Below are 14,248 nucleotides of genomic sequence, written 5' to 3'. Positions count from 1 at the left end.
CCCGGCTTGTGACCGGAGGACTTTTTGAAGTGAATTCTTTTTAAGAATTTTTCCGTGAGCAAAAAGCGACCGGTATTAACCGGTCGCGATTGACGCCTTTGGCGTCCGCAGCTTCGGCTCAGCAATAAAATTAAACTAATTTAATTTTGCTGCATTCGCCTTGCATGCTTTTGCGAGAGCGAGGCGATATCACATTGTATTGAATGCGATAGAGCCGAGCGGTCTTATTAGACAGCGCCCTGCCACTTCATGGCATCGGCAACCTTGAGGAAGCCAGCGATGTTTGCACCCATCACGAGGTTGCCCTTCTGGCCGTACTTGACAGCGGCAGAGGAAGCAGCGGCGTAGATGCTCTTCATGATGCCTTCGAGCTTCTTGTCCACTTCTTCGAAGGTCCAGGAGAGACGTTCGGAGTTCTGAGACATTTCGAGGCCGGAGGTAGCAACGCCACCAGCGTTAGCAGCCTTGGCAGGTCCAAAGAGAACGCCGGCCTTCTGGAAGGCTTCGATAGCTTCCGGAGTAGACGGCATGTTAGCACCTTCAGCAACAGCCTTCACGCCGTTAGCGATAAGGGCCTTGGCACCTTCGAGGTCGAGTTCGTTCTGGGTAGCGCACGGAAGAGCGATATCGCACTTGACCGTCCAAACACCCTTAGAACCTTCGTGGTATTCAGAACCCGGAACGAGCTTGGCGTATTCGCTGATACGAGCGCGCTTCACGTTCTTGAGGTCGAGAACGATGTCGAGGTTGATGCCGTTCGGGTCGTAGATGTAGCCGTTAGAGTCGGACATCGTAACAACCTTGCCACCGAGCTGAGTAGCCTTCTGGCAAGCGAACTGAGCAACGTTACCGGAACCGGAAATCACGACGGTCTTGCCCTGGAAGGAGTCGTTAGCGAGGTCCTTGAGCATTTCGCGAGTGAAGTAGCAGAGGCCGTAACCAGTAGCTTCGGTACGAGCGAGAGAACCACCGTAGGAGAGGCCCTTACCGGTGAGAACGCCCACGAATTCGTTGCGGATGCGCTTGTACTGACCGAACATGTAACCGATTTCGCGAGCGCCAGTACCCTGGTCACCAGCCGGAACGTCCGTGTCGGCACCGACGTGCTTGCAGAGTTCAGTCATGAAGGACTGGCAGAAACGCATCACTTCGTTGTCGCTCTTGCCCTTAGGATCGAAGTCGGAACCGCCCTTGCCGCCGCCCATGGGGAGCGTGGTCAAGCTGTTCTTGAAGATCTGTTCGAAGCCGAGGAACTTCAGCATAGAAAGAGTCACTTCGTTACGGAGACGGATACCGCCCTTGTACGGGCCGATAGCGGAGTTGAACTGCACGCGGTAGCCACGGTTCACCTGAACGTTACCCTTGTCATCGAGCCAAGGTACGCGGAAGGTAATCACGCGTTCCGGTTCGACGAGGCGGTCGATCACGCCGTTGGTTTCCCAAGACTTGTCCTGTTCGAGGACGGGGTCCAGGGATTCGAGGAATTCACGGACAGCCTGGTGGAAGAGGGCCTGGTCCGGATCGCGAGCGACGACCTTGTCATAGACTTTCTGAAGGTAAGCATTCTTGATTGCCATTTTATATATCTCCGTTGAGAGTTTTGATTGTTAATGTTTTCAACGGGTGTAAAGATAGCAAAGACGATTGAAAAAAAGTGAAAAACGGGCAAAAATCTTCAATTTCTTACATTTTTGTAAGTTACTTTTTTGACAGAAAATAAAAGTGCGTTTTTTCGTTAAAAATTAAAGGGTGCCATTGCAAAAACATACATTTTTGTAAGTTCACCCATTTTTCACCGGAATATAAAATTAATTTTACAATTTAACTATACGAAAAACGTAAAACGAATACGTCACCACATCACCTCATATAAAAATAAAACCCCGCCGAATGGCAGGGTTCTATTAAAATTCATGATTTTGGGGCCGTATTAATAAGCCTTCACCGTGAACATCTCGCTTGCTCGAGCAGAGATAACTCGCACGCGGAACACACCCTTGCTTTCAATCTTGAATTCAAGGTTCTTACCCTCGCTCTTGACTTCCTGCACAAGCTTACCGGTCAGGTCAAATACCTGCACGCGGAAAGGCATGTTCAACATCTGCGAAACGCTCACCATGGAACCGCTCGAAATCAGGTTGAAGTTCTTGGTCAAAGAAAGACGCGGGATAATGGCGTCGCCGGAATCCTTGACAACAGTGTCCTTCTTGACAGTATCCTTGCTAACGGTATCTTTCTTGACAGTGTCTTTCTTGGCGACGGACTTGACACCAAGTTCTTCATCCGTCTTCGGAGCCTTCTTGCTCAAGATGTAGCCAAGTGCACCCACCAGCGGGGCATTCATGTCGACGCAGACTTCGTTTTCCTGCCAGTTAGAAACAGTACCGCTATGGCTTCCGCTGTTGAAGTTACCGGCAATCATACCACCCAGGAGTTTGTTCTTTTCGGGCGGCTGCAAACCGGAATCCACTTCGCGACCCGGATCTTCGTTACCATAGTAGCCACGATGGTGCGGAGACTTCGGAGCGTTAGCACCATTCTTCGTAAAGCCGACCACATAAGATTTCTTGTTGCTATTGTCGCCAAGCAAGTACGCGATATTCTTTTCAACCTGATCGTCGTAGGTATCATCATCAAAATACTTGGCATAGAGCGCGTAAAGGAAGGCGCCACCCGCCGGAGAACGAACATGGAAATGATCGCTACCGCTGGTTTCGACCAAGAACACACCGCTGCTGGAAACCTTTTCCTGGTAAAGCTTATCCAAGAAACGTTCCACATCGCGATACTGTCCACCCGGTTCAAGTTCCAGCACACCAGCACCCAGCACCACAGAAAGCGGCACAGCGTTGCTGTAAGACAATCTGGTATAAGTACCCTTCATGAATTCCAGGTCATCGAAAATCTTTTCAGCATCTTTCTTGTAGGTCTCGTCTTTCGTCGTACGGTAAAGTTCCAAGGCGGCAAGGAACACGCCATCCTGCGTACGGCCATCCCACCAGGTAGATTCATAGAATCCACCCGAAGTCGTAACACCCTTGTGGCCCTTGGCATAGCTGTACGCCGTCTTGGCTGCTTCAAGGTACTTTTTCTGGTTCGATTCTTCGGGATCCATACGGGCCATCACGGCGAGCATAGCGGCAGCCATACCCGGAGTGTAGGCGTCATTGGCGTTTCCGGTAATCGAGCGCGGTTCACCACCTTCGCCCGAGCCCAGCGTACTCATCATACCGGCGGTCACCCACTTGGTGTGGTCGGCGTTGCCATCGCCCTTCACAGTCACAAAAGCAGAACTGCTAATAGCGGCCTTGACCCAGAAATCGGCTTCGTAGCGAAGTTCTTCGAGCAAGTCGCGTTCCTTATTGGGCTTGCCGCCCTTCATGGAATAGTCCTTGCTGGCCTTGTAGTCGGAATAGTCGCCGGTATAAAGGTCGTAGAAACCTTCGGTAAATTCAGCGTAAGCCAAAGCGAGCACGTAAGAGGCGTAACCCTGGGACTGACCATACATCACGTGGTCACCGCAGTCGAACCAACCGCCGCTCACATTTTTGCCGTTGTAGCTATCCTTTGTAAAACTGGTTGTATGATTGGTGCCATCCAGAATCCAGTTGGGGCCTTCACCCGAACGCTGTGCTCCGAAAAAGCGGGTGGTCATCCAAGCTGCTTCTACGTAATCATCTGTGCTGAGCGCAGCAAAAGCAGTTGTCGCAGCCAAGCCAAAAAGGGCAAGACCCGAAAAAAGGTATTTTTTACAATTCATGACTTTCTCCAAAAATACACACCAATCCTAGGTGTGCAATATAGTTTATTTTGGAGATTTTTCACTAAAAAGAATGTTTACACGGTGCCGTGGCACCGCAGACTTACGAAACGGTATTTACGAGAATTTCGTGTAAAATTCCGTTACTAAAGGCGACTTGTTCGGCGTCCACGAACTGCATGGGGCTACCGTCGATATGGGTTGACTTGCCGCCGGCTTCTTCGACAAGCAGGGCGATGGCCGCAATATCCCACGGATAGCTCATGGTCATCACAAAGCAGTCCAGGCGGCCGCAGGCCGTAAAGCAGCCTTCAATCACCGCCGAGCCAAAGCACTTGACCCGTTCGAAGGTTTCGGCCTCACGGGCGAAATTCTTGGAATTCTGGGCGTTGATTTTAGCCACATCGCCCACGTTAAAGTCGCCATTGCTTACAATCGCATGCACCGGGTCCGATTCGTCGCTCACATGGATCGGTTTACCGTTCATGAAGGCGCCTTCGCCCTTTACCGCGGAAAAAAGTTCACCCAGGCGTGGCAAGTTCACGACCGCGACCAAGGGTTTGCCCTCGAAGTGGAGCGCAATCGAAATTCCCCAAAACGGGATTCCGCGGCTAAAATTCACGGTTCCATCGACTGGGTCGATAATCCAGCGGAAACGCGGGTCAGTGCCCTCAATAATTCCGGCTTCTTCCGTGCGGATCGAATGCTCGGGGAACGCCTTGCGGAGTCCTTCGACAATCAGTTTTTCACTCGCAATGTCTGCACGGGTCACCACATCTTTCTTGGACTTGTACTTGATATCGCCCAAGTTCTGTTGGATTTCAAGACAAAGAGCGCCTGCTTCTTTAGCAAGCGCTTCAGCAACTTTCAAAAAATCACTATTCTTCATTTTGTTCTTTATAGGCGCAGCAACGGAATCCGATGCTTGTAGACCTGTAGTAGTTCGATGCTCCGCGGTAAGCGACACGCTCGCCCGTCAAGAACACGACCTCGATATGGTCCGGCACATACTTCATGCCGTTGGAAATGGTTTCAAGCCATTCATCGCCGCCCTGTTTGTATTCTGCATAAGGCACGTAGTCCGTACCCACGGAATTTCCGCTAGAATCCTGAATGTCAAAGAATTGCAAGGTATCCTTGAAATCTTTCTTGGCCAGCACCTTGTACAAAGTTCTCGAAGTGTCGGCGGTATAAACGGTATCAACTCTAGTACCTTCGCGGTACAGGAAGACAGAATCGGTCGTGTAGGCCAAACGGGTAAAGAACGGGAAGTAGCGGTTCGTACAAAGGGCCTGCGTTTCACGACCAAACTCGCCACTTTCAAGCCCGCTCATCACGCGGTAAGAACCGCCCTTGAGCACGGCAATCGTATCTTCGGAGCGACCCCTCACCCATTCCTGGTACTGGCCAGGCAAATCGCGAATGCCCATCGGGTTCATGCAGCGGGAACTACGCTTGGCGGGATTTGCCGCCGAGGCAGAATCGTTCGTCGCCACATTGCAGTACTTGAACAAGAATTCAGCCGTTTCTACAGTATCGTCTTGAACCACGCCATAGGCAAGCGTTCCGCCCGAAAGGCAAACGAGTTCCCAGTCGCGTTCGTTACACAGGCTCACCTTGAAGCCGCTCGCCGAAATCGCTTCACAGGTCGCAAGCGCTTCGGAATGCAAAACGTTCGTCATGAATTCGCCAGAATCATTCTGGTGTTCCATACGTTCCATGCAGAAGTAATTGGTATCTGACGCCTTGACTGCGACAAAGCCTTCGGGGCATTCAATTTCGTTTGCAATAGCGCCCGGAGACACGGCAATCGTGTCAATCAACGGCACGGACCAGTAGCCGGATTCATCAATGGCGATAATACGAAGCACAAGTGTATCGCCCGGAGCGACATAACGAATCGTGTCCGAAATGAACTTACCCGTGGCAGAAACCTTCATGGTATCGCCCGAGGGCTTGTAAAGCTTGGTGTAGCGGTCCAGGGTATCCACATCGCTGCTAACCACCCACTGTTCGGTGTAGCGGTCCCAATATTCAACCCTGTACATTTTCACCTTGTCATAGCACAAGTCAACAAGGCATGTATCCGGAATCGAGAGAACCGTATCGACCTTGATGTCGTGTTCGCGCTTGTACGGGTCTACGCTTTGGCTCCAGAAAATGAGCAGGCGGTTATTGCTGTCGAGCCTTGCCATTTCGGGGTACAAGGTATCCTTCATCGTAAAGATCTTGGTGGGCATCAAAGGAGCGACAGAATCCGTCGTATTGATGGTAAGCCACGCACGCATGTCCGAACGGTCTACGCCCGTATAGTTGCCACAAGTATCCCATGTCGAATAACCGATTTTGTATTCGGATTCCGCCTTAAGGCCCTCGATTGTCAAACGGAAAATATTGGAATCGGGGCTTTCGGTGTTGTAGCCCTTGCCGTCCGGAATAGCAAGGAACAATTCGTTCTTGCGGCTGTCGCCATGTTCTTTTGACTGCAGGAACACGGAATCCACGTTAGAATGATAGCCCTTATGGCGTAAATAAAGAGTTTCGCCGGTTGAATCGATTCCATCCGAAGATTCAAGCTTAATCTTCAGCTTGCGCAAGTCCTCGTTTTTGTTTTCGCTATAGATTCTGATATTGTAACCAAGAATCGGGCCCGAAAGTTCATTCGGCTTGTAGTGATTCGTCTGGTCTGTCGGGCGCGTCCATTCCAGAAGAGCTCCGGTAGTCCATGTAGAATCGGAGATATTGATGTCGGACGGAGCAAGCTTGTCGCCAAAATACAGATAAATTCTTTGGACTGTTCCCGGACGTCCACCCGAGTAGTCGCAATAGAGCGCCACCATCAGGCTTTCGCGTTCTTCCACATAATCCTGGATATACGGAGTCACGTCAATCGTGTCGAAAAGTTCTTCGGTCTTCGAGGGGTAAGCAAAACGATCCGTCGCCTTAGACTTTTCCTTGTCGCCAACAGTCTTCGAAGTATCGTCCAACACGTCGTTACCGACCCACAAGTAAATGCTGTCCAGGTTCTCCGTATCGTCCGGATAGCGGAAACGAACCATAAAGCAGTAAGCACCGCTATCGGCACCCTTGGCACACTGCAACAAGGTTGAAATATCCGAAACTTCGCGCTCTACCCTAAATTCAACAGAGCTATCGTCGTCAGAACAAGCCCAAAAAACAGCCGCCATCGAAAACAAGACGGCAACTAACAAAAAGCGAATCGTCATAAACCTAGACATTGGCCATAAAATAGCAAAATACAATAAAAAAAACCGACGGCACTTGTGGTACCGTCGGCTCTAAACGATTCAAAACCGATTAGTTTTCTTCCGGATAGACAGAAACTTTCTGACGCTTTGCATCGAGGCGTTCGAACTTCACCTTGCCATCGACGAGAGAGAACAGAGTGAAGTCTCTGCCCATACCCACGTTGGAGCCCTTGTGGAAGTGAGAACCGCGCTGACGAACGATGATGTTGCCAGCCTTGACGACTTCGCCCGCATACTTCTTAACACCAAGGTACTTGGCGTTACTGTCGCGGCCGTTACGTACTGAACCTTGACCTTTCTTATGAGCCATGGATTATACCTCCTTAGCCTTACGCAGAGAGTTCTTCTTAACCTTGGCGGGCTTCGGGAGACCCTGGGCAATCTTTTCCTTGCGAGTCAGAGGCACAGACTGTACCTTCTGCTTGGCGAGGGCAGCCACGCGAGCGCGGTTGCGATCGATAACCTTGGAGTCGACCTTTGCGGATTCTGCGCCGGAGCGAAGTTCCGTAACCAGCACCTCGGTATAGCCCTGACGATGACCGTTACGACGTTCGTAACGGGTACGGCGCTTCTTCTTGTAAACGATGACGGTGTCATACTTGCCGTGGGCAAGAATTTCAACCTTCACGGAGGCGTCGTTCAGGACAGGGGTGCCGATTTGCACTTCTTTTCCTGCGAAAAGAAGAACGGACTTGAGCTCCAGTTCGGAACCAACAGCGGCATCGAGCGTGGGGACCTTGTAAGCCTTGCCCAGCTCAACTTTATACTGGAAACCACCTGTTTCAACAATAGAATACATTTTTGTAATCCTTTTTTGGTTGCTATTGGGACCCCAAATGTAGCAAAATTTGCGAAATTGTAAAGACACGGGGCGTTACTTTTTCTAAATTTCACCTCAAAATTTCATAAAGGAACCTCGAATGAGCAAGATTTTGAGCCTTGATGGCGACTGGCAGATGATTTGGGACACCGAAGATGCCGGTATTTCTAATCGTTGGTACGCTACTTACCCCAAAGACACCCAGGAAGTGCAAGTCCCCCACATTTGGGAAAGGGCTTTTGACAAGCTCTTGATGTCGCACGACTGCGCCTTCTACTTCAAGCGTTTTACCATCGATGACGAAAAACAGGTCGCAAAGCGCATTTTCTTGCGTTTTGAGCGCATTGCAAGCCATGCCACCGTTTGGCTGAACGGCAAACTCCTGGGCACCCACTTCGGCGCCTACACTCCCTTTATTATTGAACTCCAGAAGGCTTTGAAGCTCGGCGAAGAAAACGTACTCTGCGTGCGTGTCGCCAACATGGGCGCCCTCAACAGCCGCATTGACTTTGGCCGCGAAAGCGCCGACGGCGCCGATGACCGCTTCGTACACCCGGGCGAACTCCCGGTCGGCCTCCCCTGGACCCAGTACCCGTTTGGCGGTATCTTTGGCCATGTGGACCTGATTTTGGGCACAGCAGCCTTTATTTCCGACGTGAAGCTCGAACCCGATGCCGATACCCAGCGTATCGCCTGCGAAATCAGCTTCAACAACCCCCGCGGCTTCCAGACCAGGCTCCGCGTGCTCATGCGCAACCCCGATGGCGACGTTTACGAGCAGTTCGTGAACAACCTGAAGCTCGACAAGGAAAACATGACCCAGCGTTTTGTTTTCGAAGTCAAGGAACAGCAACGCCACAAGTTCCAGTGGAGCCCCGAACACCCGAACGTTTACGCCATTGAATTCCAGATGGAAATCAAGGCCGGCAAGGAAAAGGACGGCAAGGAAATCAAGCGCGCCGAATACGCGTTCCCCGTGGTGCGCACCTTCGGTTTCCGCAAGTTCGACTGCCTCAAGGGCGACTACTACCTGAACGACCAGATTTTGAAGATCCAGGGCATTACCTACAACCAGCAGTGGAGCGAAGGTGGCCTCTGGACGTTCGACAACCCGAAGCTCGAAAAGGACCTGCAGGCCGTGAAGGCTGCCGGCTACAACGCCATTCGTAGCTGCGGCGCCCCGCTTTCTACCCAGGCCCTCGACATTTGCGACAAGCTCGGTCTTATCGTGTTCCAGGAATTCCCGATCCACACCATGAGGTCTACCGCCCAGGGTCTTGAAATCGTCAAAAAACTGATCAACGACATCGTGGCAGAACAGCATCACCACCCCTGCATTGGCGCATGGGTCATGGGTGCCGAGAACGGCACGCTCCTGTTGCAGAACGGTAACAAGCTTTTGAACGCGATTAGCCCGGTCGACATGACTCGCCCGGTCATTAGCAACCTGAACAGTATTTACATCGACAACGAAGGTAACTTCCGCAAGGATACCGGCAAGCTCTTGCCCGTGTCTGTCGACAAGATTTCGACCTACGCCACGCTCCGCATGAACCCGCGTATGACGCCCAACGCCGCCTACACGCACTTCTTGGCCCACAGTTTTGACCGTGACGCCGAAGAAATTTCCGTGCCGGATACGGGCCTTGGCGACAGCCACTTCCAGGACGAAGAAGAAAATGTAGTCAGCGACATCAACAACAAGATGCTGGTGACACTCAAGAACCACACGCTCCTCCCGGAAACGGCCACCAACATCAAGGGACCGCGCAGTTCCAAGAACCAGAAGGCCATCAAGAACGCCATCAAGGCAATCGAAACCTTCGTGGAAAGCGACATGTCCATTTGGAAGGACTACAAGAGCTTTGTGGCCGACGCCAACCGCATCGCCATCAAGAGTAAGCTTGACCAGATTACCGCCCTCCAGAGCAACCCGCAGATTGCCGGTTTCTTCCTGGACCAGTGGGCCGACTGCGGCACCGAATTTGACGGTCTGTGCGACGAAAACCGCGTAAGCAAGGGTTTCGAAGATTTCTCGAAGGAAATCACGACTCCGAGCCGCGCCCTCATCAGCGAACTGGAACACGTGGTCGCCCCGCAGAGCGAAATCAGCTTCCAGGTGACGCTCCTGAACAACAGCCGTTACGAAGACGTGTCTGTGGAAGTCAAGCTGGTGGACGACAAGGGCAAGGAACTTGCAACCGACAAGATTTCCCCTGAAGAACCGGCCGGCAAGACGAGCCTTACGCAGATGGGCATTTGCACCATGATGGCCCCGCGTGCCGAAGGCAGCTACAAGTTGCAAGTGACGCTCATTAACGACGGCAACAAGATTCACACGACTGAAGAAGACTTGATTGTGATTGCCGAAGCCGACGTGAAGAGCGCCATGAAGAAGGTCTGCTTCTTGGACAACAGCGAAGAATCCAGCGACGCACTCGCCGCTCTCACTGGTCCGGAACAGGTGATCTTTACCGCAAACCTGAGCTCTTGGCCCGACGAAATTCTGGACAAGCTCGTGGATGTCGTGAAGAACGGTGGCAAGACGCTCCTGCTTTCCGACCTCACGCAAGAAGACATCGACTACCTGAACCAGAGCCACCAGTTCGACTGCAATATCGAATCTCACTGGAGCACGGGTGCAAACGAACTCAGCTTGCACTACTTGCCCAAGGGTTCCGAACTCGCACCGGTATTCGGCGAAGCCACTGTTCTTGACAGCAATGCCGCCGCCGTGATGCCGAGCCTTTCGCTGAACGAACTGCCGGGCGCCAAGGTATTTGCTCGCTCCGTCACTTTGAAAGATGGCGAAGTCAAGACCGGTTCGGACCTGCAGCTCTACCCGTTCGGTAACGGCAAGATCATGTTCAACCAGTTTAACGTATTCGAAGGTCTGGAAACGAACGTGCTCGCCGACAAGCTGTTTGCGACGATCGTGAATTTGCTGTAAAAGATTCGAACAAAAAAAGACTCGGTGCTTCCCCGAGAGAGAAGGATTGCACCGAGTCTAAACACCCAAGTCCGATACCTTGCGACTATAAACCCACGTCGCGGGTAAAAACAAACCTGTACGGTATTAACTTATACTCCAATGTGATGAAAATCAAGTTTTACAATGTAAAACAATTGAAACAATCACGATAAAAGCTCAAAAAAGGATAAAAACGGCTTATGACTTGCTCCAATTTGAAATATTCCAACTTGGAAGAATACTCCGACCTTTTGGCCAGAAACGCCCAGAAGGCAAGCAAGACGCTCCGTACCCTGCCGGGAGAAAAGCGTAGCGCCGTGCTGAATCGCGTTGCCCAAATTTTGCGCGACCGTAAGCCAGAAATCCTTGCCGCAAACAAGATTGACCTTGAAGCCGCCGCCGGAAAGCTCGACGACTCGAAGATGGACCGTCTGACTTTGAATGACGCCCGCATCGAGGCCATGGCCAAGGGCGCCGAAGAAATCGCCTCTTTTGCAGACCCGCTGAACAAGGTCCTCGAAAGCCGCGAACTCAAGAACGGCATCAAGATTAGCCGCGTGGCCGTGCCTATCGGTTCTGTGTTCTTTATTTTTGAAAGCCGCCCGAACGTAACGATCGATGGCGCCTGCCTCTGCTTTAAGGCAGGCAATGCTGTGATTTTGCGCGGCGGTAAGGAATCTCTGAATTCCGCCAAGTGCCTCGCCGGAATCTTCCACGAAGCCCTTGCCGAAGAAGGCATTGACCAAGACGCTGTGCAGCTCGTGACCGAAACGAGCCATGATCTGGTTGGTATGCTTTTGCAGCGCAACGATTGCCTCGACCTCGTGATTCCCCGCGGTGGCGAACGCCTGATTCGCGCCGTCGTAGAACAGAGCAAGATTCCTGTGATCAAGCACTTCAACGGCATTTGCCACGTGTACGTGGACAAGTCTGCCGATATGGACAAGGCAGTTAACATCTTGATTAACGCCAAGACGCAGCGCACGGGCGTGTGCAACGCCATGGAATGCGTGATTATTGACCGCCATATCGATGATGCCACTACCAAGAAGTTGATCGATTGCCTCGCCGACCGCGGCGTAGAACTCTTTGGCAACAAGGACGCCCAGAGCCACGATAGCCGTATCAAGGATATTGGCGACGACAGCAATTACCACCACGAATACCTTGCCCTCAAGGCAAGCGTCAAGTTCGTCGATAACGTGGCCGAAGCCTGCGACCATATCGAAAAGAACAGCAGCCGCCACACCGAAGCGGTCGTTGCTGAAGACGCATCCGTTCAGGACTACTTTGTCGCGAACGTGGACAGCAGCAGCGTGATGGTGAACGCCAGTACGCGCTTTGCCGACGGTGGCGAATACGGCCTCGGCGCCGAAGTGGGCATTTCTACCGACAAGTTGCATGCCCGCGGCCCTATGGGCGTGGAAAGCCTCTGCAGCTACAAGTGGATTCTCCGCGGCAACGGCCAGGTGAGAGGTTAATCATGAAGTTCGAAGATTTGATTAAAGAAGTAAAGTTCGAAGTTGTTGTAGATGGCGTAGCACTTGCGCCGGCAATCGTTCAAGATGCCGACAAGGGCGACGTTCTGATGATGGCCTGGATGAACGAAGAAGCACTCCGCCGCACGCACGAATGCGGCGAAATGGTGTTCTGGAGCCGTAGCCGCAAGGAATACTGGCACAAGGGCGACACCAGCGGAAACGTGATGACCGTCGTGGAATGGGCAGCCGACTGCGACAGCGACGCTTTGCTCTTTAAGGTTCGCATGCAGGGCCCGCAAGTGGCTTGCCACACGGGCGCCCGCAGCTGCTTCTTTAAAAAATGCGAAAAGTAAAATGAGAAATGTGAGATGAGTGATGTGTAATTACTCATTCCACATTACACATTTCACATCATTTTGACGGGTCTAGTGATATGAAAAAAATTCTCGCACTATTGCTCACGATGGCGATTTCGGGATTTGCCCAGGACCGTCACCAGATGGGTAGCAATTACTACGCCTACCCCACTCCAACCGCCAAGTACACCAAGGCTCCCGCCGGCTACAAGCCATTCTACCTGAGTCATTATGGCAGACACGGCAGCCGTTTTCACCAGCCTGCCGACCATTACCACGCTCTGTACAGCACGCTTGCCAAGGCCGATTCTTTAGGTAAGCTCACCGATTTGGGCAAAAGCCTGCTTGAACGCGCCAAGTACTTAGACGAATACGCCGCCCCGCGCGCAGGCGATTTGACCCAGCTCGGCGTGGCCCAGCACCAGGGAATCGCAAAGCGCATGGTCAAGAATTTCCCCGAAGTGTTCAAGAATGACGCCTACGTAGAAGCCTACGCCAGCACCAGCGTACGCTGCGTCGTAAGCATGGCCGCATTCCTCGAAGAACTGCATGCACAAAAACCCAAAGTCGAGATTCACCAGGAATCAGGCAAATACCTGATGAGCTTCATCAGCCCGCTCGACTTCGGGAAAATCATCGGCGAATCGAACACACCCGCCTGGCAAAAAGAAAACGAAAAACTCTACAGCCACGTGAATCCGACTCGCATGATGCGCGCGATTTTCAACGATTCCAACTACATCAAGAAGAATGTAGACGGAGGCGATCTTTTAAGCAAGATTTATGAAATCGGAAACAGCCTGCAAGGCAGCCCCGAAATCGAATTCAACTTCGACGATTTGTGGACCGACGAAGAACTCACTGCTCGTTGGCACGCGCAAAATGCCTGGTGGTATAGCGTGCTCGGCAACAATCCCTTCGCTAAAAAGCAAGGTCTTGAAAACGCACGTCCGCTCCTGAAAAACGTTTTGGACGAAGCCGACAAGGCGATTGCCGCCGACACGACAAAGGCCGACAAGACTGCCGCAAAGCCCGCCAAAAAAACCACGGCCACACTCCGTTTCGGGCATGACACTGTCATTTTCCCGTTCGCCGTATTGTTGCAACTAGAAAACGGTTCGATGAGTACCGGCATCGAAACCGCCGACATGGAAAATCTGCACAAAGTATGGCGTGATTACGAAATAAGCCCGATGGCAGCAAACGTGCAATTCGTCTTCTACAAATCAGCAAAGAAAGGCTCCCCCATTTTGATAAAGGTGATGCTCAACGAAATCGAGCAAAAGCTGCCCGTGACATGCGATTCAGCGACAATAAAGAACTGCCCCGCAGCGCCTTATTACCGCTGGGATGACGTAAGAGAGTTCTACAGGAAATAAAAGGGAAATCCCCCGCATCGGCGAGGGATTTCTTGTGTTTAAGGGTTCTAGTATACTTCGTCTTGTCGCGGACGATTCTGGTCCGCAGGGTGGCTCCATTCTGGGAGCCGTCAATGCGCAGCGTTCTGAGCCTTGCGCTTTCTTTTGCGTCGTTTTTAGCCATAACGGCCTCCTTGAGGGGCAAATATAAATTATTTTTAGGACATACAAAG

Annotated in this window: 10 protein-coding genes; 4 read left to right on the top strand and 6 right to left on the bottom strand. The window is 51.9% G+C overall.

All coding sequences use genetic code 11. The features are described 5' to 3' along the window. Window positions 1-227 precede the first annotated feature (227 nt). From gdhA to rplU, 6 genes are all read right to left on the bottom strand, one after another. Entirely contained in the window at window positions 228-1,577 is a 1,350-nt protein-coding gene (gdhA, locus tag QZN53_RS02380) for an NADP-specific glutamate dehydrogenase (RefSeq protein ID WP_072801230.1), read from the bottom strand. A gap of 353 nt (window positions 1,578-1,930) precedes the next feature. Continuing rightward, window positions 1,931-3,760 (bottom strand): glycoside hydrolase family 9 protein, encoded by a 1,830-nt coding sequence (locus QZN53_RS02375; RefSeq protein WP_163437219.1) that lies wholly within the window; start codon window positions 3,758-3,760, stop codon window positions 1,931-1,933. Window positions 3,761-3,863: 103 nt separating this feature from the next. Beyond that, a complete protein-coding gene (locus tag QZN53_RS02370) occupies window positions 3,864-4,649 on the bottom strand; it encodes an inositol monophosphatase family protein (protein WP_163437217.1) in 786 nt (261 codons plus the stop codon). Then, window positions 4,639-6,999, bottom strand: coding sequence for a hypothetical protein (locus tag QZN53_RS02365; RefSeq protein ID WP_294651260.1), 2,361 nt, complete (start codon window positions 6,997-6,999; stop codon window positions 4,639-4,641). The genes QZN53_RS02370 and QZN53_RS02365 overlap by 11 nt, the downstream gene beginning before the upstream one ends. 79 nt (window positions 7,000-7,078) lie before the next feature. After that, window positions 7,079-7,339 (bottom strand): 50S ribosomal protein L27, encoded by a 261-nt coding sequence (rpmA, locus tag QZN53_RS02360; protein ID WP_163437215.1) that lies wholly within the window; start codon window positions 7,337-7,339, stop codon window positions 7,079-7,081. A 3-nt stretch (window positions 7,340-7,342) separates the two neighbouring features. Next, window positions 7,343-7,828: a 50S ribosomal protein L21 gene (gene rplU, locus QZN53_RS02355; protein ID WP_163437213.1), complete on the bottom strand. Its 486-nt coding sequence runs from the start codon at window positions 7,826-7,828 to the stop codon at window positions 7,343-7,345. A 121-nt stretch (window positions 7,829-7,949) separates the two neighbouring features. Between rplU and QZN53_RS02350 the strand changes: the two genes are divergently transcribed. The 4 genes from QZN53_RS02350 (at window position 7,950) to QZN53_RS02335 (ending at window position 14,036) form a co-directional block, all read left to right on the top strand. Further along, the gene (locus QZN53_RS02350) at window positions 7,950-10,799 is read left to right on the top strand and encodes a glycoside hydrolase family 2 protein (RefSeq protein WP_163437212.1); all 2,850 of its coding nucleotides are present in this window, start codon (window positions 7,950-7,952) and stop codon (window positions 10,797-10,799) included. 221 nt (window positions 10,800-11,020) lie between these two features. Continuing rightward, window positions 11,021-12,301 (top strand): glutamate-5-semialdehyde dehydrogenase, encoded by a 1,281-nt coding sequence (locus tag QZN53_RS02345; RefSeq protein WP_163437210.1) that lies wholly within the window; start codon window positions 11,021-11,023, stop codon window positions 12,299-12,301. 2 nt (window positions 12,302-12,303) lie between these two features. Next, complete coding sequence (gene hisI / locus QZN53_RS02340) at window positions 12,304-12,654, top strand: phosphoribosyl-AMP cyclohydrolase (RefSeq protein ID WP_163437208.1); 351 nt, start codon at window positions 12,304-12,306, stop codon at window positions 12,652-12,654. Between the two features lie 80 nt (window positions 12,655-12,734). Then, a complete protein-coding gene (locus tag QZN53_RS02335) occupies window positions 12,735-14,036 on the top strand; it encodes a histidine-type phosphatase (RefSeq protein ID WP_163437206.1) in 1,302 nt (433 codons plus the stop codon). Window positions 14,037-14,248: the final 212 nt, after the last annotated feature.

This window comes from uncultured Fibrobacter sp. (assembly GCF_900316465.1).
In the GTDB taxonomy this organism is placed as follows: Bacteria; Fibrobacterota; Fibrobacteria; order Fibrobacterales; family Fibrobacteraceae; genus Fibrobacter.
This window is presented reverse-complemented; position numbering and strand designations above follow the sequence as displayed.